The organism is Pseudoalteromonas umbrosa (genome assembly GCF_030125375.1).
GTDB classification, from domain to species: domain Bacteria; phylum Pseudomonadota; class Gammaproteobacteria; order Enterobacterales; family Alteromonadaceae; genus Pseudoalteromonas; species Pseudoalteromonas umbrosa.
The window spans coordinates 619,000-642,787 of sequence record NZ_JASJUU010000002.1; the positions used below are offsets into that span (position 1 = coordinate 619,000).

At 42.4% G+C, this 23,788-nt stretch carries 18 protein-coding genes and 6 tRNA genes; 14 read left to right on the forward strand and 10 right to left on the reverse strand.

Features of this window, described 5'->3' with window-relative positions:
• The first annotated feature begins 67 nt into the window (after nucleotides 1-67).
• The gene (locus QNM16_RS10090; RefSeq protein WP_284020348.1) at nucleotides 68-664 is read left to right on the forward strand and encodes a porin family protein; all 597 of its coding nucleotides are present in this window, start codon (nucleotides 68-70) and stop codon (nucleotides 662-664) included.
• On the opposite strand, the gene QNM16_RS10095 is transcribed toward QNM16_RS10090, so the two are convergent.
• The 3 genes from QNM16_RS10095 to QNM16_RS10105 all read right to left on the reverse strand — a co-directional run bounded on the left by QNM16_RS10095 (nucleotide 661) and on the right by QNM16_RS10105 (nucleotide 6,446).
• A complete protein-coding gene (locus QNM16_RS10095; protein ID WP_284020349.1) occupies nucleotides 661-2,871 on the reverse strand; it encodes a tetratricopeptide repeat protein in 2,211 nt (736 codons plus the stop codon). The two genes, QNM16_RS10090 and QNM16_RS10095, sit on opposite strands and share 4 nt — an antisense overlap.
• A 183-nt stretch (nucleotides 2,872-3,054) precedes the next feature.
• The gene (gene uvrB / locus QNM16_RS10100) at nucleotides 3,055-5,070 is read right to left on the reverse strand and encodes an excinuclease ABC subunit UvrB (protein ID WP_284020350.1); all 2,016 of its coding nucleotides are present in this window, start codon (nucleotides 5,068-5,070) and stop codon (nucleotides 3,055-3,057) included.
• Nucleotides 5,070-6,446, reverse strand: coding sequence for an MATE family efflux transporter (locus tag QNM16_RS10105; protein WP_284020351.1), 1,377 nt, complete (start codon nucleotides 6,444-6,446; stop codon nucleotides 5,070-5,072). The genes uvrB and QNM16_RS10105 overlap by 1 nt, the downstream gene beginning before the upstream one ends.
• Nucleotides 6,447-7,520: 1,074 nt before the next feature.
• Here QNM16_RS10105 and QNM16_RS10110 point away from each other — a divergent pair.
• From QNM16_RS10110 to nth, 12 genes are all read left to right on the forward strand, one after another.
• A tRNA-Asn gene (locus tag QNM16_RS10110) sits at nucleotides 7,521-7,597 on the forward strand.
• 21 nt (nucleotides 7,598-7,618) lie between these two features.
• Nucleotides 7,619-7,695, forward strand: a tRNA-Asn gene (locus QNM16_RS10115).
• A gap of 19 nt (nucleotides 7,696-7,714) precedes the next feature.
• Nucleotides 7,715-7,791, forward strand: a tRNA-Asn gene (locus tag QNM16_RS10120).
• A 23-nt stretch (nucleotides 7,792-7,814) separates the two neighbouring features.
• Nucleotides 7,815-7,891 (forward strand) — tRNA-Asn (locus QNM16_RS10125).
• A gap of 223 nt (nucleotides 7,892-8,114) precedes the next feature.
• Nucleotides 8,115-10,058 carry an EAL domain-containing protein gene (locus QNM16_RS10130; RefSeq protein ID WP_284020352.1) on the forward strand — a complete coding sequence of 648 codons (1,944 nt, stop codon included), beginning with the start codon at nucleotides 8,115-8,117 and terminating at the stop codon, nucleotides 10,056-10,058.
• A gap of 177 nt (nucleotides 10,059-10,235) precedes the next feature.
• Nucleotides 10,236-10,817: an electron transport complex subunit RsxA gene (gene rsxA / locus QNM16_RS10135; protein WP_039608430.1), complete on the forward strand. Its 582-nt coding sequence runs from the start codon at nucleotides 10,236-10,238 to the stop codon at nucleotides 10,815-10,817.
• 1 nt (nucleotide 10,818) lies between these two features.
• Nucleotides 10,819-11,373, forward strand: a complete 555-nt coding sequence (rsxB, locus tag QNM16_RS10140) for an electron transport complex subunit RsxB (RefSeq protein WP_039608429.1) — start codon at nucleotides 10,819-10,821, stop codon at nucleotides 11,371-11,373.
• A gap of 9 nt (nucleotides 11,374-11,382) precedes the next feature.
• Nucleotides 11,383-14,142, forward strand: coding sequence for an electron transport complex subunit RsxC (rsxC, locus tag QNM16_RS10145; protein ID WP_284020353.1), 2,760 nt, complete (start codon nucleotides 11,383-11,385; stop codon nucleotides 14,140-14,142).
• On the forward strand, nucleotides 14,139-15,191 hold the full coding sequence (rsxD, locus tag QNM16_RS10150; RefSeq protein WP_284020354.1) for an electron transport complex subunit RsxD: 1,053 nt from the start codon (nucleotides 14,139-14,141) through the stop codon (nucleotides 15,189-15,191). Before rsxC ends, rsxD begins: the two co-directional genes overlap by 4 nt.
• Nucleotides 15,188-15,826: an electron transport complex subunit RsxG gene (rsxG, locus tag QNM16_RS10155; RefSeq protein WP_284020355.1), complete on the forward strand. Its 639-nt coding sequence runs from the start codon at nucleotides 15,188-15,190 to the stop codon at nucleotides 15,824-15,826. Before rsxD ends, rsxG begins: the two co-directional genes overlap by 4 nt.
• Entirely contained in the window at nucleotides 15,823-16,521 is a 699-nt protein-coding gene (locus tag QNM16_RS10160; RefSeq protein WP_284020356.1) for an electron transport complex subunit E, read from the forward strand. Before rsxG ends, QNM16_RS10160 begins: the two co-directional genes overlap by 4 nt.
• A gap of 117 nt (nucleotides 16,522-16,638) precedes the next feature.
• Nucleotides 16,639-17,274, forward strand: a complete 636-nt coding sequence (gene nth, locus QNM16_RS10165; protein WP_284020357.1) for an endonuclease III — start codon at nucleotides 16,639-16,641, stop codon at nucleotides 17,272-17,274.
• A 172-nt stretch (nucleotides 17,275-17,446) separates the two neighbouring features.
• Here the strand turns inward: nth and QNM16_RS10170 are convergent, their stop codons facing one another.
• On the reverse strand, nucleotides 17,447-17,956 hold the full coding sequence (locus QNM16_RS10170; protein WP_284020358.1) for a hypothetical protein: 510 nt from the start codon (nucleotides 17,954-17,956) through the stop codon (nucleotides 17,447-17,449).
• A 164-nt stretch (nucleotides 17,957-18,120) separates the two neighbouring features.
• On the opposite strand from QNM16_RS10170, the gene QNM16_RS10175 reads away from it, so the two are divergent.
• Nucleotides 18,121-19,167 carry a helix-turn-helix domain-containing protein gene (locus QNM16_RS10175; protein ID WP_284020359.1) on the forward strand — a complete coding sequence of 349 codons (1,047 nt, stop codon included), beginning with the start codon at nucleotides 18,121-18,123 and terminating at the stop codon, nucleotides 19,165-19,167.
• Between the two features lie 131 nt (nucleotides 19,168-19,298).
• Here the strand turns inward: QNM16_RS10175 and QNM16_RS10180 are convergent, their stop codons facing one another.
• The 6 genes from QNM16_RS10180 to QNM16_RS10205 all read right to left on the reverse strand — a co-directional run bounded on the left by QNM16_RS10180 (nucleotide 19,299) and on the right by QNM16_RS10205 (nucleotide 23,667).
• A complete protein-coding gene (locus QNM16_RS10180; RefSeq protein ID WP_284020360.1) occupies nucleotides 19,299-19,973 on the reverse strand; it encodes a hypothetical protein in 675 nt (224 codons plus the stop codon).
• Between the two features lie 305 nt (nucleotides 19,974-20,278).
• On the reverse strand, nucleotides 20,279-21,022 hold the full coding sequence (locus QNM16_RS10185; protein WP_284020361.1) for a helix-turn-helix transcriptional regulator: 744 nt from the start codon (nucleotides 21,020-21,022) through the stop codon (nucleotides 20,279-20,281).
• Between the two features lie 66 nt (nucleotides 21,023-21,088).
• On the reverse strand, nucleotides 21,089-21,427 hold the full coding sequence (locus QNM16_RS10190) for a DUF3703 domain-containing protein (RefSeq protein WP_284020362.1): 339 nt from the start codon (nucleotides 21,425-21,427) through the stop codon (nucleotides 21,089-21,091).
• A 163-nt stretch (nucleotides 21,428-21,590) separates the two neighbouring features.
• Nucleotides 21,591-23,171 carry a methyl-accepting chemotaxis protein gene (locus QNM16_RS10195; protein WP_284020363.1) on the reverse strand — a complete coding sequence of 527 codons (1,581 nt, stop codon included), beginning with the start codon at nucleotides 23,169-23,171 and terminating at the stop codon, nucleotides 21,591-21,593.
• Nucleotides 23,172-23,446: 275 nt separating this feature from the next.
• A tRNA-Glu gene (locus tag QNM16_RS10200) sits at nucleotides 23,447-23,522 on the reverse strand.
• A 69-nt stretch (nucleotides 23,523-23,591) separates the two neighbouring features.
• Nucleotides 23,592-23,667: transfer RNA gene (locus QNM16_RS10205), tRNA-Glu, on the reverse strand.
• Nucleotides 23,668-23,788: the final 121 nt, after the last annotated feature.

Below are 23,788 nucleotides of genomic sequence, written 5' to 3' on the forward strand. Positions count from 1 at the left end.
GCGGCACAGACTCTCACAAGGCTTGCCCCTAAACTGAGTCACAAGTTAACCAAATGGAATATGCGTAATGAAAACTTTATCTCTACTCTCACTAGTCCTTGCTGCAACTGCGTCATTTTCGTCACTAGCAAACACCACCAATGAACAACATAGGGTTGGTGCACAACTCTCTGGTGGTTCAGCATCTTATAAAAGCTCAAGCCAAGATGGTGACGGCGTTGGCCAGCTATATGTTTACTACAACTACCAATTTGACCCAACATGGGCATTAGAAGTCGGTTTAAATGGCGGCAGTGATTCTGATGATTGGGAATGTACTGATACTCAAAATAGAAAGTTCACCTGTACCCAACTGAATAAAACTTTATTTGGACTCGGTGCCAATGACATTGACTATGGCAATCTAATTGTTGCCGCAAAAGGCCAATATCAGCTGACTGAGCAAAACTCTTTATATGGTAAGTTAGGTGCGAATTTCTACGATTATGAAATAAATCGTGGCAAAGCAACACTGGTAGAAGAAGATGGCGTAGGCTTTGTTGCTGAGCTAGGCTGGCAATATGATTGGCAAAATGGCATGGCAATGAATGTGAGCTATCAATACCTAGATATGGGAGATCTCGATGTCTCAAGTTTAGGCTTAGGTATCAGCTACCGCTTTTAATCTTGTGGTTGGTGAGGTATTTGAAGTGTGATTGCGACGCCACCTAAAGCACTATGCGCAGCACTAATTGAACCTCCATGTGCTTGGGCGATCTGCTGACAGATCGCCAAACCCAAACCTGACCCACCATGATCTCGGCTGCGAGACCCCTCGCAGCGATATAAACGTTCAAAGATTTTTTCTAAATCTTCACTCGCCACACCTGGAAATGAATCTTCAGTAGAAATGGTGAGTCCTTTTTTATTCATTTTTAACGTCACACGAGTTTGACCATCAGCGCTGGTGTAAAAGTGACTATTTCGCAGTAAGTTAAATATCACTTGTCGAATTCTAGCTGCGTCCAGTTCAAAAAGCGTACTGTCCACTTCTTCTGAAAAAACCAGAGATTGCTGCTTGGTGGCATACATGGGCTGAAATTCTTCGACGATTTCTTGTAATAAAATACTGACATCAACAGGCTGCTTATCTAACACCATGGCATCATTGTCAAATTGCGCAGATTGATAAATATCTTTTATTAAATTATCTAAGTGACTAATCTTCTTCTGTATTTTGACAAAGCCTTTGACCGGATCTGGTTCAATATTATGCTGCATCGCCTCTACTGTCAGCTTAAGCGCCGCTAAAGGCGTACGCAATTCATGAGATACATCAGCTAATAAGCGATTCTTCTGGGTCAAAGATTGCGCCATCATATCTGCTTCTAGCTCAACAAACTGTTGCTTTTGCTTTTGTCGCTTGTATATATAAATACCTATCGCCATAAAACACAATAATAGAGAAGCCCCCATACCACGTTGCAGCTTTAAATTCTCCAATGTAGCCTGTGCAAGTGCTTGCTCATTTTGAATGAGTTTAAGTGCTTGCTCTTGACGAATAAACTCCACATTTTGCTGCATGGTTAGTGCCTGTTGTTTATCTAAGTCATGATATAACTGAGTTCGAGATTCAATAAAAGACTCAAGGCTTTGCACCGCATATTTATATTGACCTAAAGCTTGTAAAGCTTGCGCCTGATAGCGATATAGTGTTGCGCGATAAGAGGTACCAATGTCAGGTAACTCCAGTACCCACTCAATTTCAGACAAAGCCGATTCATATTGAGATTGTGCTAGCCAAATTTCAATTATCACGATTCTAACAGTATGCTCTGTGCGCTTCGCCTTCGCTTCTATCGCCAAGGTTAACGCTTCTTTTGCAGTGACTAAAGCTTGCGTTAATGCTCCTTGAGTAACATAAATATTTGCCAATATACTCAACTGCCATGCTAGATCACTGTTAGCACCGCTTGCACGCGCCAGTTCAATACCTTCTTGGCTATGTGATAATGCTTGTGGGATTTCTCCTAACTGCAAATGTACTTGGCTCAATTTTCCATGGCTGTTGGCAATATGGATAGGATCTCCGAGCGCCTTATCAACCTCTAAAGCCTGCTTAAAGTGCTGTAATGCCTGAGGGTACTTTTCTAAATCTCGATAAATTTCGCCTATGTTATAAAGCGAATTAGAAATTCCCTGCTGATTTTGTAACTGCCTTTGAATATTGAGGGATCTTTCATGAAAGCGAAGCGCCAACTGTAAGCTTCCCATATAATCATAAATCACACCGAGCTGGTTATAGTACGTTGCTAAACGCGCTTTATCTTCTATTGGCGCTACTAAAGAAATGGCATCTTTAATCACTTGCTCTGCTTCACTGTATTTAGCTTGGTAACGCAATGCCCAAGCCAAGGAATGTAAAATATCACTGCGCAGTGCCACATGCTCTTTTGGCACCAGGTCACGAGCTTGCTCCAATAGCAATAAGCCCGCACTAATATCATTTAGTTTCAAAGCTAGTTGCGCTTGTAATAACTTTATTTGCGCTGGCGCATCCCGAAATCCCCCCATAACAGGCAAATACGACTCTAGCTGGTATAAGTGCTGCTTAGCTTGGTCAAAATAACCTAGTTTTGTTTTTGCTTTTGCTTCTATAACCTTGAGTTCAAACCAAAATCGAGAACTGGGCTGTGGATGCAAGAATAATTGATTTAGCTCTTCAACTTTATTTAGGGTCTGTTTTGGATTTTTCTCTAATGATGCGGAAAGTTGCGATAAGGATGTTTGTACCAACTCTGCATTTGCATGACAAAGTGGTATCCACAATAAAATGATCAGCAGTAAATTAACTTTGCGAGCAAACAACACGGTATAGAGCGACTCTCTCAAATAACATTTCAAAGAATAAAATCGCTAAACACTCATCGAAACATTAGTGATACTGTGCCTAGCTCATCTTTTACACTAGATAATTTAACTGTTTTTCGCCAACTTAGCATCTAATGTTTATTAGTGAAAGGGGAAAAAGCAGTAAGAAAACCTCACACTGCTTTATAAACTGCCCTACAGCGACTAAGTATTTAATAGCTGCTGCTGTAACAATTGAATTTGATCTCGCACCTTTGCCGCCTTCTCAAACTCTAGTTCACGAGCGTGTGTCATCATCTGATTCTCAAGCTGGGCGATCTGCTCAGTCAATTGCGCCGTTGACTTGCCAGCAACAGAGACAGTTGCAGCTTTGCTACCTTGGCTTGTATCCGTTGTAGTATCAGAGTCTGCGACTTCTTCACCCAAGTCCATAACATCGGTGATTTTTTTGTTTAGCGCTTGCGGGGTAATGCCATGCTTTTCGTTATAAGCTTGCTGCTTTTCACGTCGGCGCTCTGTTTCATCAATGGCAGCACGCATCGAACGCGTCACTTTATCCCCATACAATATGGCTTTACCATTTAAGTGACGTGCCGCGCGGCCAATAGTCTGGATCAATGAACGCGTCGAGCGCAGAAAGCCTTCTTTATCCGCATCTAATATCGCCACCAGAGAAACCTCAGGCATATCGAGGCCTTCCCTTAATAAATTAATCCCGACCAGCACGTCAAAAACCCCTTTTCTCAGATCTCGAATGATCTCCATCCGCTCTACCGTATCAATATCTGAGTGTAAATAGCGTACTTTCACATCGTGATCATTTAAATAATCGGTGAGGTCTTCCGCCATGCGTTTAGTCAATGTTGTAACCAATACGCGCTCTTTAAGAGCAACCCTTTGATAGATTTCTGAGAGTAAATCATCTACCTGTGTGGTTACAGGGCGCACTTCCAAAATAGGGTCTAGCAGACCTGTAGGTCGGATCACCTGTTCTGCAACTTCTCCACTTGAACGTTCGAGTTCATAGTCACCAGGTGTTGCTGAAACATAAATAGTTTGCGGCGCGATAGACTCAAACTCTTCAAACTTTAATGGACGGTTATCCATTGCTGAAGGCAATCTAAAGCCATACTCAACTAAATTTTCTTTTCGGCTTCTATCACCTTTATACATAGCACCTATTTGAGAGACAGTTACATGAGATTCATCAATGATCATCAAGGCATCATCAGGCAAATAATCTAGCAATGTCGGAGGCGGCTCGCCTGGTGCACGACCTGACAGGTATCGGCTATAATTCTCAATTCCTGAGCAAAAGCCAAGCTCTTGCATCATTTCAATATCATATTGAGTGCGCTGTGCAACACGCTGCTCTTCCACTAATTTATTTGTGTCCATCAAATATGCGCGGCGCTCTTTAAGCTCCACTTTGATCTTCTCTATGGCATCTAGTATTTTTTCTCTAGGCGTAACATAGTGCGTTTTAGGGTAAATGGTCGCTCTTACTAAATGCTTGTCAACTGCGCCTGTCAAAGGGTCAAACAAGCTTATCCGCTCAATTTCATCATCGAACATTTCTACACGAACAGCTTGAGTCTCAGATTCAGCTGGAAATATATCAATGACTTCACCGCGGACCCGATAAGTACCACGTGAAAAATCCATATCGTTGCGAGTGTACTGTAACTCGGCAAGGCGTCTGAGCATGGCTCTTTGCTCTATCGTCTCACCTACCTTTAATAACAGCATCATCTTCATATACGAGTCAGGATCGCCCAAACCATATATCGCTGACACAGATGCAACAATGATCGTGTCTCTTCTCTCTAGTAGCGCTTTGGTAGCAGATAGACGCATTTGTTCGATATGGTCATTAATTGAAGCATCTTTTTCAATAAATGTATCACTGGCGACAACATACGCTTCAGGCTGATAGTAATCATAGTAAGAAACAAAATACTCAACAGCGTTATGGGGAAAGAACTCTTTCATTTCACCATATAATTGTGCCGCAAGTGTCTTATTGTGGGCCATAATAATAGTCGGGCGATTCAGCTGGTGAATAATATTGGCCATCGTAAACGTTTTACCTGTACCCGTCGCGCCAAGCAAAGTTTGATGGGCAAGACCAGCTTCCAGCCCATCACAAAGCTGAGCAATGGCTGTTGGTTGGTCTCCATTTGGAGAAAATTCAGATACTAAATCAAAAGACTCATTCATTAAGAGTGCACCTCAATACCTTCTTGTTGCATGCCATTAAGTGTTTTACTAAACCAGATATACGCTGAAATAGCAGTAAATAGGTTACCAATTGCTGCCCCAACAAATAAACCACTGAGACCTGCAATATGAGAACCTATATAAGCACAAGGAATATAAAAAACAAATAAACGCACGATACTTAAGATCAGCGCATTCATTGGTTTATGCAGCGCATTAAACGAAGAATTGGTTAAAATGATAATGCCTTGTAAGCCATAACTTAAAGGTAGCGTATAAATGAATAGCTTAATGATCCCAATAACTTCAGGCTCATTACCAAATGCTTGACTCACCCAATGTGCGGTTAGGATAAGTAATAAATAAATACCAAACTGCCACATAAGAACAAACTTTAAAGTTTTAGTATACGCTTCTTTAACTCGGGAGAAATTGCCTGCGCCATAGTTTTGGCTGACAAAAGGAGGTAATGTCATTGATAGTGCTAAAATGACCAAACATGCAATTGACTCAATTCGACTGCCAACCCCGAATGCAGCCACAGCCTGCGCACCATACGTTGCGACAATCGCAGTCATCACAGCCATTGCAATTGGGGTAAGCATATTCGCGCCCGCAGCAGGCAAGCCAATCTTCATAATTTTAGACACCGCTTCCCAACTACTCTGTTTAGCGCTTGAACAGCTTAAAAGGCGCTTCTTTATTGCCAATAAATATATAATAACCACAACACCAACTGCCCAAGCAATCACTGAAGCGATAGCGGCACCTTGCACACCAAGCTCTGGCACCGGCCCCCAGCCAAAAATAAGGATCGGGTCTAAAACAGCATTAATTAAGCCACCTAAGCCCATTATCATACTCGGTGTTTTTGTATCTCCAGATGCACGCAACACCGAGTTGCCTATCATAGGCGTAATTAAAAATACCGCCCCCAAAAACCATACATTCATATAATCATGTATATAAGGAAGCGTTGTATCATCTGCACCAAGTAACATAAATATGGGATCTATGAATACATAGCCCAATGCAGCAAGTAGCGCGACCAATACCGCGGCCAGTATCAAGGAAATAAAAGCATCGAATTTAGCTTCTTCTATTTCTTTACTGCCTAAAGCTTTTGCGATCACCGCTGATGTGCCTATGCCCAAGCCAATCGCTAAACTAATGATGGTGAAGGTAACAGGAAAAGTGAAACTGACCGCAGCGAGCGGCTCAGTCCCCAATAAACTGATAAAGAATGTATCAACCAAATTGAAGCTCATTAACATGATCATGCCAAATATCATTGGCACAGTCATACGCTTCAGAGTCGCTGGAATTGATCCATGCAAAATATCACTATTAGAACTAGATTGACGTACTGCGGACATAAAATATGATACCTCTTTTAACAGCCCATCATTCTAAATCATCATTCTAGATGATGCCACGCTATTATTGTCAGTAATACGATAGAAGTGCGTTATGGCTTGATATTATAAAAGTAGCTTTTTTTACCTGATTCTTTGCTAATTTCCGTTCTGCACAAAAAATGTCAATTTTATTTCAATTCTTATAATTCTTCGGCTCACTTTTTGCACATATGCTAATCAATATTGAAATATATCTGTCAAATTACTCACATCGATATGCAAAACCCACACAAACACCTATACCATTGATATATATAAACTTTAAAAAAGATAAAAAAACTATTGCTTCGCGCTAATGCCGCGGTTTACTTAGCTTTCGTAGAGTTCTTAAAGATTAATAAACAATGTTATCCACAGATTCCGTGGATAAGTTTGTAGAGCCTTTAAAAATAAAGGCCTAGACAGGGATCTTATCGCTCCATTTATTTTCTCTATATGATCATTTCAATTAAGCTCGATGATCTAGAGCTTGAAATGTGTTTTTTATCTGCCTACTAGCCTAATTTAATAAAGATGCAACTTTTTCAACCCTAGCCAAAAATCACGCAAATAACTGTTTTTTATAAAATAAAACAAGACACCTAACTAACCTATGCAGTTTCAAGTTAATATTTGAGTAAAATAGTTACCAAATCGACTGTAAAAGAACTGCAAACTAACCTACGATTAGGATCGCATAAAAGATCTTAACAATCATAAATTCTGATCTCATAAAAAGTGCAAAAAACAGCCCTTTCGCTTATTTTTGAGTCATAAGCCATAAAAACACCGAATATCTATCGTTATAAAGTCGTCAATGTCACTCGTACTAAACAAAAAAGTTTTTAATTTATGTGATAAAGATCCTTTTAATGAGAAGAATCTAAAGCATGCCGCTTCGTTTCTAGCTGTTTTTTGAGGTATAGATGATTAAAAAAAAGCTTAATTGTTGATTAATCCAGCGAAAAGACAGTTTTTTTGCATAACTGTGATTTTTATTGTTGACACTTAGCCGTGTCGTCATTAATATTTCGCCCCGTTGAGAGACATGCTTCCCCCTTAGCTCAGTTGGTTAGAGCGACGGACTGTTAATCCGCAGGTCCCCCGTTCGAGTCGGGGAGGGGGAGCCAAGTTTCTAAACATATAACGATTCCCCCTTAGCTCAGTTGGTTAGAGCGACGGACTGTTAATCCGCAGGTCCCCCGTTCGAGTCGGGGAGGGGGAGCCAAATCGTTATAAAGTGTAGTTCCCCCTTAGCTCAGTTGGTTAGAGCGACGGACTGTTAATCCGCAGGTCCCCCGTTCGAGTCGGGGAGGGGGAGCCAACTACTCTTATTCTTTATATTGCTCCCCCTTAGCTCAGTTGGTTAGAGCGACGGACTGTTAATCCGCAGGTCCCCCGTTCGAGTCGGGGAGGGGGAGCCAATTCTCAGAATATATTAGACTTTCTCCTACCAATGCTCTACTCTACAAGCACCTTCAATGGTGAATTTTTGCTATATAATTAGGACTACTTACCATAATGAAAATGCATCAAGCGATTTTCTGTATTTGTATTTCCTAGTATTCCATATTTGTGATTGGCAGCATTATATTCATGTACTAATGCTAAAGGGTATTTCTTCCATTTTCAGGCAGAAGATAAATAATGGCAGGCTTTAAAAAACTCATTTTTTTACAATTTGTATCTTGGTTACTTTTTTCTGCGGCAGGCATCTTTTTTGTTGCTTCTAGCTTTGATAGTGCTGTGAGTCGTGCGCAGGTAAGTGCACAGCAAATGGTTAGTAACTACATTCAAGAAAAAACCGTCAATGATATGAATCCGGATCATATACGTTTGTCACTCAGCAACGGCAACGTGTTTTCTACTTTTATAGTAAGAGACTTTTCTGGCCAAGCCGTACTCCAATTGGGCACACCTACCCAACTCCCCTTTTTAGCAGATGTTATTGCCGATAGTTTTAATTCTATCCGTCCGCAGTTTGCCGTTAATAAAACCAAAGACATTAAAATAGAGTTTGTGATTAATGCACAAAGCCAAGCTTCTTTATTACAGCAATCTTTACTGCTCATGCTATTAATCTCTGGCTTAGTTGCGTTTATCCCTATTTTTTATATGCAAGCAATATATAAGAAGCTCAATCGCAATGTCAGCATGACCGTCGCTAATGCTGTAGATGTATATATTACTCAAAACCAAGTTACAGAGAGTATTGAAGAAGACTTTAATACAGGTAAAGTGACTGAGTTAGGTGCAGAACTAGCCCCTTCATTTAATCGCTTAGCGCACTTTTTAAAAAGTAAGCAAGAAGACATCAAATCAGCTGCACACTCTATCAAACAAGAAGCATACAAAGACGTTGTTACGGGCCTTGGTAACCGTAATATGTTTGTCGAATATTACGAACACCAAATTGAACAAGCAAATAATAAGAGTTTTGGAACACTTGCCATGATCCGCTGTAGTGAATTACAGATGATCAACCAAACACGTGGTTATCAAAAAGGCGATGAGTATATTCGTGCCGTCTCTGATATCGTAAAACACGTCAGTGGTACGTACACAGGCAGCCAAGTATTTAGGTTAAATAGCTCAGACTTTGCGGTCATCTTGCCCAATGTCCCCTCAAAAGAGGCAGAGCAATTCGGTGAGACGCTGCAAGCAAGATTTACCCAATATCAGCAAAATCAAGAACTGTCATCCGTTGCCAATGCAGGTATTGTTTCTTACGAGTCTGGCAAGCCATTAGGTGAGCTATTATCTGTCGTTGATAACGCAATGAGCATGGCTCAAAGCAAGCAAGCTAATGCTTGGCACTTACAGCGAGAAAGTGACATCGTCAATAACGTTGGTGCTGGGTTTGGTAACCAGAACTGGCGTCGTGTTATTCGAGAAGTTATTGACAGCCGCCGCGTAAACTTGATGATGCAAAACATTATGCCAATTGGTAAGAATGTCAAAGCATATGCCGAAATCCAGTCTCGCTTTAAAACCGAAGATAACCAAATGTTGCCAACAGCTTCGTTCTTGGCAATGGCTGAAAAACTGGAAATGGCAATTGAAATTGACCAGCTTATTATCGACAGCTCACTGGAGCTAATTAAAACCAGAAACTTCAATGAGAAGTTTTTTGGTATAAATGTCACAGCATCTAGCGCGCATAGCGACCAATTTGTTATTTGGCTTGAAAGGCGCTTGTTAAAAGACGGCAACCTTGCCTCTAAACTGATATTCGAAGTCAGTGAGTTTGGCTTGCAGCAAAATATTAAAGCCAGCAAGCGATTTATTGATATGGTTCACCGTGTCGGCGCCCGTATTACCGTGGAACGCTTTGGTGTGGGTTTAACCTCATTTAAATTCTTTAGAGATCTAAAGCCCGACTTCATCAAAATGGATGCAAGTTACACACGCGGCTTAGAAGAAGATAAAAATAACCAGTACTTTATGCGCTTAATGGTTGATTTAGCACACCGTATCGGCGTCAGTGTATTTGCCGAAGGTGTTGAAAGCCAAGAAGAAAAGCACATCGTCGAAACACTTTGTTTAGATGGAGTACAAGGCTACTACATAGAAAAGCCAAAAGAAGTCTAAACCCCTGTATTTTGGAGGGGTTTTATATCCCTCCTATAATTGTCAACATTCCCTACCAATTTTTGATTTCAATGCAAATAAAGTCTACTAAATGTTGTGATCTCAGCGTGGAAAATTGTTAGAATTTCCAGTCTTATGACACGTTGCGAAACGAAGATAGATAGTTAAGGGGCATGAATGACAGAGTATATGTTGTTGCTTATCGGCACAGTGCTGGTAAACAACTTTGTGTTAGTGCAATTCCTCGGGCTTTGTCCGTTTATGGGAGTTTCAAGTAAACTTGAAACTGCTATCGGAATGTCACTGGCAACCACATTTGTTTTAACACTCGCTTCTGTCACCAGTTATTTGGTTAATCAGTATATTTTATTACCATTAGAGCTGACCTTCCTGCGTACTATGAGTTTTATACTCGTTATTGCTGTCGTTGTGCAGTTTACCGAGATGGTTGTAAGAAAAACCAGCCCAACTTTATATCGTCTTCTTGGTATTTTCTTACCACTGATTACCACTAACTGTGCCGTACTCGGTGTCGCATTATTAAATATCACCAAAGAGCACACTTTCATCAGCTCAGCCGTATATGGTTTTGGTGCTGCAGTGGGCTTTTCCATGGTGTTAGTATTATTTGCTGCGCTAAGAGAGCGCTTAGCGGTAGCTGACGTCCCTACCCCATTCAAAGGCGCCTCTATTGCCATGATCACCGCAGGCCTAATGTCGCTTGCATTTATGGGTTTTTCTGGATTGGTGAAGTTGTAATATGACATTACTGTATGCTCTGATAGCGATCGGTGCCCTTGCACTCGTATTCGGTTTGATCTTAGGCTACGCAGCCATTAAATACCGTGTTGAAAGTAATCCTATTGTTGATCAAGTGGATGCTATTCTTCCGCAAACACAATGTGGTCAATGTGGCTACCCTGGTTGCCGCCCGTATGCTGAAGCCATCGCCAATGGTGATGAAGTAAATAAGTGTCCCCCTGGTGGCGAAGCCACGGTGAAAAAGCTTGCAGATCTGATGGGCGTTGAAGCAAAGCCTCTTGCCGGTGGCGAAGAAGCTGAACCAATCAAAAAAGTGGCCTATATCCGAGAGGATGAATGTATTGGTTGTACTAAATGTATCCAAGCATGCCCTGTCGATGCTATTGTCGGCGCGACACGTCAAATGCACACTGTCATTGCAGATGAATGTACTGGCTGTGACCTATGTGTAGAGCCCTGCCCTGTTGACTGTATAGATATGATCCCAGTCGCTGAAACAAAACAATCTTGGAAGTGGCAAATTGATGCTATTCCAGTGAAACAATTAGATTGAGAGGTTTAAGTGGAAACATTACTTGAACAAATTGAAAGCGGCAAACTGTGGCAATTTCCTGGTGGTATTCACCCACCTGAGCAAAAGTCTTTGTCAAATCAGGCTGCTATTGGCTCACTTCCCCTGCCAGAGTATTTAGTCTTACCATTAAAACAACATATTGGCGCAAATGGCCAGCTCCTTGTGAATAAAGGCGATCATGTTTTAAAAGGACAAGTATTAACGCAACCTGGTACAAACTGGTCGCTGCCAATTCATGCCCCGACTTCAGGCACTATTACCGATATCAAGCCAATGCCTTCAGCGCATCCATCTGCGATGCCAGAATTAAGCATCGTCTTAACACCAGATGGCGATGATACTTGGTGCGAATTAGAGACTCGCGAATCCCTTGATGGCTTAGATAACAAAGCACTCATTGACATTATTCATCATGCCGGCATTGCAGGTATGGGCGGTGCGGGCTTCCCCACCTATGTAAAAGCAGATAGCGCAAAAACCATTGAATATTTAGTCGTCAATGGTGTTGAATGTGAACCTTATATCACTGCTGACGACATGCTTATGAGAGAGCATGCCAAAGATATTATCCGCGGTATGGAAGTGATGATGTCTATTTTATCACCGCAATACGCGCTGGTTGGCATAGAAGACAATAAACCAGAAGCATTTGCTGCGATGCAACAAGCCGCCAAGCATAATAGCAAGATATTAGTTCGATCAATTCCAACTAAATACCCTTCGGGTGGTGAAAAGCAACTGATCAAAGTGCTGACCTCAAAAGAAGTACCCAGCGGCGGGATCCCAGCAGATGTTGGTGTCTTAGTGCAAAATGTAGGGACACTGTTTGCTGTCAGTGAAGCCGTTTATGAAGGCAAGCCTCTGATAGAACGAGTAGTCACAGTAACCGGTAATACAATACACAAGCCACAAAACGTGTGGGCTTTACTCGGCACTGAAGTCAAGCACCTCATTTATAGCCAAGGATTTACCCCTGTTGAAGACCAGCGTGTGATCATGGGCGGTCCAATGATGGGCTTCACACTGCCAACAGTAAGGATCCCTGTCGTCAAAACGACCAACTGCATCTTAGCGCCAGACAATCAAGAGCTCGCGGTCGCTGGGCAAGAACAAGCTTGTATTCGTTGCAGTGCCTGTGCTGATGCCTGTCCACAAACCTTACTGCCGCAACAGCTGCAATGGTTTGCTAAAGGCCAAGAATACGACAAGCTCGAAGAGTATAATTTATTTGACTGTATTGAGTGCGGTGCCTGTTCTTATGTTTGCCCAAGTGAAATCCCGTTAGTGCAATATTATCGTGTTGCTAAAGCGGAGATCCGCGAACAAAAACTTGAAAAAGTAAAAGCTGAACGTGCTAAAGAGCGCTTTGAAGCTCGTAAAGCTCGCCTTGAAAGAGAACAAGAAGAACGACAAAACCGCCATAAGCGACCTGCTCGCAGTGCGCCAGCCAAAGATAAAGCTAAGGTGTCTGAGGCACTTGAGCGAGTTAAGCAAAAACGCCCCGAACAGTCAGCTGTACAGGCCGCTATTGAACGTGCGAAAGCGAAAAAAGCTGAAGGCGATACCTCAGCACTTGAGCCTGATAACAGTGCTGTAGCGTTAGAGCGAGCAAAGAGAAAAGAGCAAGCTAGAAAGTACAAAGAAGAAAAAGCTGGCTCAAATACAAGTAGTGCACCAAAAGATGCCGTTGCTGCTGCCATTGCGCGTGCTAAGGCGAAAAAAGCAGCTCAAGCAGCTGACAGCATAGAGTCGCAAGAGCAAGATCCACGCAAAGCAGCCGTCGCCGCAGCCATTGCCCGCGCCAAAGCGAAAAAGTCGGGTGACGAGCCAAAACAAGGATCAGAAGATGATCCACGTAAAGCTGCTGTCGCTGCTGCGATTGCCCGAGCTAAAGCAAAAAAGGCAGAGCAAGCTCCTGAGCAAAACAGCGTAAGTGGTTCAGATGACGTGAAAGCGGATGACCCGAGAAAAGCAGCTGTGGCAGCTGCAATAGCGCGTGCCAAAGCGAAAAAAGCAGCTAAGGGTGATAAACCAGCAACAGAAGCCGTCGTTAAAGACGAACCGGAAGATCCGCGTAAAGCTGCTGTTGCTGCTGCAATAGCCCGTGCTAAAGCGAAAAAAGCAGCCAAAGAAGCTGAGCAAGTGGAAGAGCCAATCTCTGAAGACGAGCCGGAAGATCCGCGCAAAGCTGCTGTCGCTGCCGCCATCGCCCGTGCTAAAGCGAAAAAAGCAGCCAAAGAAGCTGAGCAAGTGGAAGAGCCAATCTCTGAAAACGAGCCGGAAGATCCGCGCAAAGCTGCTGTCGCTGCCGCCATCGCCCGTGCTAAAGCGAAAAAAGCAGCCAAAGAAGCTGAGCACGTGGAAGAACCAGTCGCTGAAAACGAGCCTGAAGATCCTCGCAAAGCTGCTGTTGCTGCTGCAATAGCCCGTGCTAAAGCGAAAAAAGCAGCCAAAGAAGCTGAGCAAGTGAAAGAACCAATCGTTGAAAACGAGCCGGAAGATCCCCGCAAAGCTGCTGTAGCTGCTGCAATAGCCCGTGCTAAAGCGAAAAAAGCCGCTAAAGAAGCTGAGCAAAAGGAAAAGCCTATCGTTGATGACAAAACGGAAGAGGATGTGTCTTCAGATTCAGACACACAGACTGAAGCACTCAGTCCAGAAGACAAGCGCAAAGCCGCCATACGTGCCGCCGTTGAGCGTGCCAAAGCTAAAAAGAAAGCCCAAGAACAAGAAGGAAATGATCTGTCATGAAATTAACCATGGCTTCATCGCCCCATAACCACAGCCTTAAATCGGTTAACAAACTCATGATTTGCGTGATGTTAGCCTGTGTACCTGGGATCTTGGTGCAAAGCTATTTTTTTGGTATCGGCGTATTTATTCAACTGGCACTGGCACTCACGACGGTGAGTCTTGCAGAAGCTGCCATGCTGAAACTGCGAGGTCGTCCAATTTGGCCAACGCTCAGTGATGGAAGCGCATGGCTCACAGGCGTTTTAATCGCCGTCAGTGTACCTCCTTTAGCACCATGGTGGGTGGTCGTGATTGGTGCATGTTTTGCGATTGTGATTGTAAAACAGCTTTATGGTGGGCTTGGTTTTAACCTGTTTAATCCTGCTATGGCAGCATACGTCCTGCTACTCATTTCATTTCCTGTACAAATGACTGCATGGTTACCCATTCAATCACTATTGAATGCGCCCATCACACTATTTGATCAAATTACATTAATTTTTACAGAAGCAACTTATTCAGGCTTATCACTAGAGCAAGCCAGACAAGTTATTGATGGCGCGACTGGTGCGACGCCTTTGGATCACGTCAAAACAGCTATGGGACAGAGCCTTACGGTGCAAGAAGCTATGGATAATAGCGCATTTACTCGATTTGCTGGTGAGGGCTGGCAATGGGTAAATTTAGCTTACCTCCTCGGTGGACTTTATTTGCTTAAAGCAAAGGTCATAAACTGGCATATTCCAGTCGCCATGATCGCATCTTTGGCTGTTTGTAGCTTATTTGGTTATCTTTTAGGTGGACAAGCTGGTATTGCATTCCATTTATTGAGTGGTGCAACCATGATCGGGGCATTTTTCATCGCAACAGATCCTGTCTCAGCATCAACCACAAATAAAGGCAGACTTATCTACGGTGCGCTTATTGGCTTGCTTGTCTATCTGATCCGACAATTTGGTGGTTACCCTGATGCCGTGGCATTTTCTGTGCTGCTACTCAATATGGCAGTGCCTTTGATAGATCACTACACCCAGCCACGTACTTATGGACATGGAGCAAAGAAATGATCCTCGCATCAATGAAAAAAAATGGCGCGATCCTTACCGCCTTTGCCCTTGCCACAACAGGTAGCGTTGCGCTCGTGCAGCAGCTCACAGCGCCGCGTATCGAAGCGCAAGAAAAGAAACACCTAATGCGTACATTGACGCAGGTACTGCCCGCTGACAAATACAACAATGAGCTGTATTTAGATTGCATCGAAAGTGATGCACCTGAGCTTGGCCCTAATGGACCACATAGAATCTATCGAGCTAAGCAAAATGGTCAGCCTGTCGCTTTATTAGTGCAGCATATTACCCCTGAAGGTTATAGTGGTAATATCGACATGTTAACCGCAGTATACGCCAATGCAGAAATCGCTGGCGTGCGCATTACTCAGCATAAAGAAACCCCAGGTTTGGGTGATAAAGTTGAAGTTAAAAAGTCAGACTGGGTACTCTCTTTTGCAGGTATGACAGCACAATCAGCAGAAGACCAGCGTTTTAATGTGAAAAAAGAAGGAGGTGTGTTCGATCAATTTACTGGGGCAACTATCACACCTAGAGCAGTTGTCCACTCAGTGAATGCGGCCACTTGGTTTGCCCATCAAAACTTTGACAGCCTATTTGCACAAAGCAATGTTTGCCAAGAGGAGCAGCTATGAGCGAGTACAAAACACTAGCCCATGAGGGACTTTGGAAAAACAATGCTGCCTTGGTACAGCTGCTTGGTTTATGTCCCCTGCTTGCTGTCACCAGCACCGTTACCAATGCCTTAGGTCTTGGGATCGCGACCTTGCTCGTATTAGTTGGCTCTAACGTCACCGTTTCTATCGTCAGAAACTGGGTGCCCAAAGATATTCGTATCCCAGTATTTGTGATGATCATTGCCGCGTTTGTGACCATCATTCAATTGCTGATGAATGCATATACATTTGGGCTCTATCAATCTCTAGGGATCTTCATTCCCTTAATTGTGACCAATTGCGCCATTATTGGTCGCGCAGAAGCTTATGCTTCAAAAAACACCCCTATACTGTCTGCATGGGATGGCGTGATGATGGGTCTTGGCTTTGCTGCCGTGTTGGTCATCTTAGGCGCAATGCGTGAACTTATCGGGCAAGGTACTTTATTTGATGGCGCGGAGCTATTACTTGGAGACTGGGCCACGGCATTGCGAATTGAAGTACTGAACTTTGATAGCCAGTTCCTAGTTGCCATTTTACCTCCTGGCGCTTTCTTAGGTCTGGGCCTTATCATTGCAGCTAAAAACTACTTTGATGAGCGCCAAAAAGCACAAGCTCAGCCAGCAGCACCAGCTGAAAAAACAGAAAGAGCAAGGGTTACTAGCCTAACTTAATGCAATTAAACGCAGCCTAAGCCGTCACTTAGTCTGCGTAAACCCTAGGTGTGATTGCAGGGACAAATAAGATGCAATCACACTTAGCCCCTCTTAGCTAACTACTTAAAAACCGTCATGAATAAAGCAAAACGTTTAGAGATTTTAACTCGACTGCGAGAAGACAATCCAAACCCTGAGTCCGACTTGGAGTACACTACCCCGTTTGAATTATTGGTTGCAGTCACCTTGTCAGCACAGGCGACAGATGTGGGCGTCAACAAAGCAACCCGCAAGTTATTCCCCGTCGCCAATACGCCAGAAGCGATTGTTGAACTCGGCGTTGAAGGTTTAAAGGAATACATAAAAACCATTGGCTTATATAATTCAAAAGCCAACAATGTATTTAAACTATGCCAAATTTTAATCGAAAAACATGGCTCAGAAGTACCTCAAGACCGTAAAGCCTTAGAGGCCTTACCTGGGGTTGGTCGTAAAACCGCAAACGTTGTACTTAATTGCGCGTTTGGTTGGCCGACCATTGCAGTCGATACGCATATTTTTAGAGTCTCTAACCGCACGAAATTTGCTATGGGTAAAGATGTCGTCGCGGTAGAAGAGAAATTAGAAAAAGTCGTGCCCAAAGAGTTTAAAGTAGATGTGCACCATTGGCTTATTTTGCATGGTCGCTACGTATGTACTGCTCGAAAGCCAAAATGCGGCAGCTGTATTATTGAAGATTTGTGCGAATTTAAAGAAAAAACAGACGTATAAATTGGCAATTTAAAGTTCAAGCCAGCAATGGAAGACTATTGTTTGACGCAACTTTGGCTATTCAATAAAAGTAAGCTTCTGTTTTAGCTACTTTTATATTTAATACGACCATTTATTTATGATGTTATGCTGCTAGCAATTCATGGCTAGCAGCCTTCATCAAGATTACAGTTTATTTATTCCCATCAGTTTTCTTTCGTCTCCATGGTTCAATCGGCTGAGTAAAATACGCCCACCAAACATATCGCCAAGGAATAAGAACCATTAATACAGCAATGCCAATTATCGATGCTGTTGCGTTTACAATGTTTGGCACATCTTGACCTGCCAGAAATGGAGGCAATGCAACGACTATCAGCCAAACCAGTTTCCAAACGATTTCATAGAGCATAATAGGTAAAAACGTTAAAGGACGAAAAACACCGCCTATTGCAAACAAAGCCAGTGCGAACAGCATTGAATGCCCAAGACCTCTCCAGCGCTCCCATTCAAAAGCCCCCTCTAAGATATAGTTTAATTGCTTAGAGCCCAGAACAATCACCATTGCAGCAAATATAAGTCTAAGCCCCCATGTTTTCCACAATGCGACCACTGGTGCAGCGCTTTGTATAGATTTGTACTCGTTAGCTGGCTTGTTTTTTTCACAAACACTTTGGTTATCAATGACAGAATTATTTTTCATAACTATACCTTGTCTTCTAAATTTCACGTCAATACTGCCAATACGAAAGCTTTAAAGCGCATCGAATTTTAAAATCGACACTAATAAAAGCGGATAAATCAGAAGATTATCGAAAAAGAACAAGATTAATGTAGAATCGGTATAAAAGTGGGAGGAAATCAAAATTGGATCCGCTAAAAATCGCGCAGTCACTTACTGTCTTGCTAAGTCTGGCATTAGCTTTCAATCATTATCGCCTTCGACACAAGCACATTTTACATTTGGCTTTTGCAGGGTTTTGTGCTTCCTCGTCGATGTATCTTGCCTATCAACTAACAAGCACTTACTTTACCCCTTATCATCACCTTATAGGGATATTCGGGTTTGCTACCTGCAGTGGTTACTGGCTTTTTTCACGTGCATTTTTTCGAAAAACCAATTCCATTAATCATCATCACCTCTTGTTTGCTGGGGTACTAGGAATATGCCTGATATTAAGGCACCTATTCCGATTTACAGAAAAAATATGGCAGCTCCAAACCGATTGGCTATCAACTTCGATAACCGTGTTATCCGAAGCAATTACTATATTATCATCAGGTATGCTCGTTCTCGCGTTTTGGGAAGGCTATCGGGTATTGCAAAGCGCAAATGTGACTCAGCGTAAAATCACGATGATCTACCTGTCTTCATTCTTGGTGAGCATCACTAGTGTTATGTTAATTGCTGTCGCTCTGCCCAAAGAGTTAGCGATGGGCGAAGGACGAGAATGGCTGGTTGTATTCGCATATACGTTAATCTTTATTAGCACACATTGGTTGATACGATTTCGTCAACAACAGTTTATGCAACAGAACAATAAAAATGAGGACTCCATCCAAAGTGAGCACCTACTCGCTCAGAAAATTCAACACCTGCTGGTTGAAGAACAACGCTTTTTGGAGGCAAATTTACGTGTTGCCGATATTGCTCGTGAACTAGATCTTCCCGAGTATCGCATTCGCGCTATTATGCTCTCGAGCTTCGATGCGAAGAACTTTAATCACTATGTGAACCAAATGCGTATCGAGTACGCCAAAACAATATTAAGCGCCCCAGATAAACGCGATTGGCCAGTGCTTGTCGTTGGTATTGAAAGTGGCTTTGCGTCTGCGGCTCCATTTAGCCGTGCGTTTAAAGAGTTTACAGGTTGCACTCCAGGGCAATACCGTAAACAACAATTGACCTCATAAACCGATGTAATCTGAAGCGGCTTAAATAATCATAAACGTCATTACAATTCAAAGCCTCACACATATTTAATTACCGATTTTAGCCTGTGATGGGTACTCCCGCCCATCACACTTCATGTAAATTAGTGTTATTACCCTTTAATATCTCGCTTAAATACTGGCAACCACTTGAGGAGTAAGTTGTCACCAATAATGTTGTTTAACCGTTTTGACCAACCCGTGAATAGCACTCTAATTACCCAGTAAAAAAGTACGCCTATCATCAGATAAATTAACGCATTACTGTCAATAAAATTAGGCCATCTATCTGATGTATTTGCTGAAAACGACATCACAGCCCCTAACATAGCAAAACACGACCGCCAAGTGTGCCTAGCGATACGATGCTTACCCGAAAGGCCACCGTTTAGGATCATCCTCAGATCCATACCTGCAGCTAACAAGGCCACAGAGGCATGAATGGTGAAAATAACTTTGAAGGTCGGATCCAAATCAGCTGCGGTATATACAAAATAGAATAATGATATGCTGACATAAAATATTAAGCACATAGCCAATATTTCAAAAATACCGGTTGATTGCTCTTTTCTAAGTACAATCACCCAAGCGGTCATGCCATAATAAAATGTCATCAGCGACATGGTTGCACCGCCATTAAAAAAAGCAGCTGTTCCTGTCATTATTAACATAGCAAGGAAAAATAGGTTGCCTGACCATCTGTGCCTGAGCTTACCTTTTGCAAAGCTCAAAGCGCCAATACCAAACAGCAGTAAAAATGAACCGGCCACAATATGCACTATAAGCATTACGCCTCCTTTTGTATTCATGTACATGCTTTCATAACCGTTCAGGCTGATAATCATACACAGCCAAAGCGGTTAAATTTCATACTTCACAGTGTTGGATAAATTGGCATAAGCTCAACGTTATAGATACCTTTGAAATGTTACAAAAAATGACCATTTGTTATTGATTTTGATTATATCTATATTTTTTAATCGTTTAATAACTGTGCTTAGTTATCGATAAATTTTACTGTGGTATTTAAGATAAGTTTTCACCTGAGCGGAACATTTTAAGTGCTAAGAGATGTATTATGGGGTTTAACTTATTACTCCTGTTCCTTAAATAAACTGATAGCCTGTCTAATTGTCATGCCAAATGTATTTTTAAAAGTACGACTAAGGTGGGCGCTGTCAGAAAAACCTGCACTAAAGGCAGCTTCGGTTGCACTTGTGCCTTTTTGCAATATCAGTAAAGCACATAACATTCTTCTCCATAATAAATAAGGCCGCCAAGCAATCCCTACTTGTTCGGAGAAAAGATGTAAAAACCGGCTTTCTGATAAATGATATTTTTGTGCAACCTCTTTTGCACGCCATTGCAAAGGCTTAATACACTGCCCACCAAAGCACGAATTCAGCTCAGACAACAAACGACTAATCCGAGGATCTGTAATTGTATTTAGCTGGTTATCGAACATCTGCGCTCCCTGTATTAACTCAGAGAGTGCTTTGAAAAAAACAGTGCTCGCGCCACTTTTAGATTGGGGTGGTGCTAGGCTTGTCGAAGCACTGAGCACTTTCAGGGGCTGACCACTTAATTGCACCTTTAAGCACTCACCTAATACGCTATGTGGCTCGACCAACAACACCCAACCACTGTCCATTTTCAAGTTATGTGGCGTATTCGAGTCAATGATCACTGCATTATTAAATGTCAAACCGGCTAGAGTACAAGTGCTGTCTCTATCTGGCCAAACAACTTGCATAGCGATATGCTGGTGTTCACCCGCATCGATGCAAGATCCGCGAAACAATATATAGCCAGGCTTTATCCTGATGGTCTGTTGCAAATTCTATTCACTCTTGTTGTCGTTATTGTCTGGGTCTGTTTCACTGACTCTAATTAAGGCTTTACTTTACTCATTTAATAACGCTTTAAACTCCTCAGGTATTGGCATAGATTTAAATGCACTGACATTGGCACCACCTGTATTGCCTTTAGGCACCCAAATGCGTGAGAAAATGATTGCAGCAAACACTCTTAATATTTGCCCCAGTACTTCTTTTTTATCCGCCAGTTTAACTCCTACCTTTAACATCCACCAATGGCTTTTGGTATGTCTGACTACAGACTGCTGACCAAGAATATGTGCTCTTTCAAGAGACTTAAAGCAAGCAATAAAATCGCCTTGCTGATACAAAGTTTGCGCCGTCAATATTTCCCGTTTATAGGCCAGTTTTAGTGCTCTATTCATAATATACCTCTCTAAACTCAACAAACATATCTGCTTAATAACAGCTATTAGAAATTTTAAGAAAAATAGAGATAAATAAATTGAATAAACTGGCTAGTTTATTTGGGCAGCCTGATAAAAAGTGCAGATAATGGCGCGCTATCACACGCCATATAAGTCACGATTAATTTTGGAATTTGGCGATAAACTGGTCCACTAATGATTTTTGATCAGCTAAGGCTTTTTGAGTGTTTGCCATGGTTTCTAGCGACCTATCGGAACTTTGCAGTGAATCAGTCGCCAATTGAGAAATCGTCACCGCATTATTATTGAGCTCGTTACTGACTCCCGACATTTCCTCCGTTGAAGTTGCGATTTGATAATTCAAGCTGGAGATATCGTTTACGATTGAATTGATGCTGTCTAAAGAGGCTTTTGTGCCCTCTGCTTTTTCTACACATTGGCCTGACTTTTCAACCCCATTTTGTATTGCTTGCACTGCTCGCTCTGCACGTTGTCGTAAATTAGCAACAATATCATCAATTTCTTTGGTCGAATCTTGAGTGCGCTGTGCCAGCGCCCTGACTTCATCAGCAACAACAGCAAAGCCTCTGCCCTGCTCTCCTGCGCGTGCAGCTTCAATAGCCGCATTTAACGCCAACAAATTTGTTTGCTCAGAAATCCCACGGATCACATCCACAACACCGCCAATATTAACCGTTTGCGCATTAAGATCTTCGATATCGGATTGGGTTTGTGTCAGCTCCTCTGACAAGGTGTAGTTATTTTCCATATTTTCATTAACCGCCAAACTTCCTTCTTTCACAGATTTGAGCGCAGCTTCTGACTGCGATGCGGCATTATTGGTATTGGATGCAATTTCTTGGATCGTCGCCGTCATTTGATTGATAGCAGTGGCAAGCGATCCCGTCTGGGCTTGTTGATTATTTAACAGTTGCGCACTTTTATCACATTCATCAACGGTTTCTTTAGCATGACCTCGCACCGTATCACTGGCATCTTTTACTCTACCAAGTACTGCGCGTAATTCTGATTCTCTGGCTAGTAACGCCAGCTCGATCGCTGCAATATCATTAACCTTATTAATATAAATCTTTTGCATAAGAGGATTGTCGTAGACCTTTCGTGCTTTTTGACTTAACTCCCTTACTGGGGATAAACGTTGATAGGTCAAAACCAAAGCAACAACAACTAGAATGGTTTCTAAAATATAGGACCACGGAGATGGTAACGACGCAAAAACCATACTTAGTATGTAAAATACACCTATGATCAACATCATCTGCGCAGACAACGACATAGAAGCTCTCGTAAAGCTCTCTACCGCTGCGCCATCATTAAGTTTTTGATATATTTTTTCTGCCCGATTAACCACTTCACGATCTGGTTTTGTTCTGACCGATTGGTATTCAACAGTTTGACCGCTATTATTGGTAATCGGCGTCACATAGGCATTAACCCAGTAATGATCTCCATTTTTACAGCGGTTTTTTACCATGCCCATCCAAGGCTTGCCAGACTCAATATAGTTCCACATGTTTTGAAATGCGGGTTTTGGCATACTTGGGTGGCGCACAATATTGTGTGGCTTGCCTTCTAGCTCATGTAGTTCAAACCCTGCAACTTCACAAAACTGACGATTAGCATATTTAATTTGCCCTTTGGTGTTGGTTGTAGATAGCAAATTATAAGAACTGGGATAGTCGTATTCGCGGTTGGTTACCGTTGATCTTCCTTTAGTCATAGCAACTCACTCTAAATTAAAAAGCAATAGTAAGTGATTACGCTAATGCGAGCATGACAAAAATGACTAAAAATTGTTCTAAATCAAGCTTATGGAGATAATTGAAAGTTTAAACTTATTCATCAACCAAACCTTAATTGAACACAAAAGAAAGGAAACACACAATACCAATCAAAGTCATTAAGCACGAGAGTCAATTGCGCACTGCAATAATAAATTTAAAGTTAGCAAAGGGAGTAAAATTAGCAAGAATAGCTTAAAGATAACATAGAAAGTGGCGTCCCCTAGGGGATTCGAACCCCTGTTACCGCCGTGAAAGGGCGGTGTCCTAGGCCTCTAGACGAAGGGGACACAATTTTGTGTCACTAGGACTGGCTATTTAAACTCTCACCATACGAGCTTTTACTTACTTGAAGTAAGTGGCGTCCCCTAGGGGATTCGAACCCCTGTTACCGCCGTGAAAGGGCGGTGTCCTAGGCCTCTAGACGAAGGGGACACAATTTTGTGTCACTAGGACTGGTTATTTAGACTCTCACCATACGAGCTTTTTACTTACTTGAAGTAAGTGGCGTCCCCTAGGGGATTCGAACCCCTGTTACCGCCGTGAAAGGGCGGTG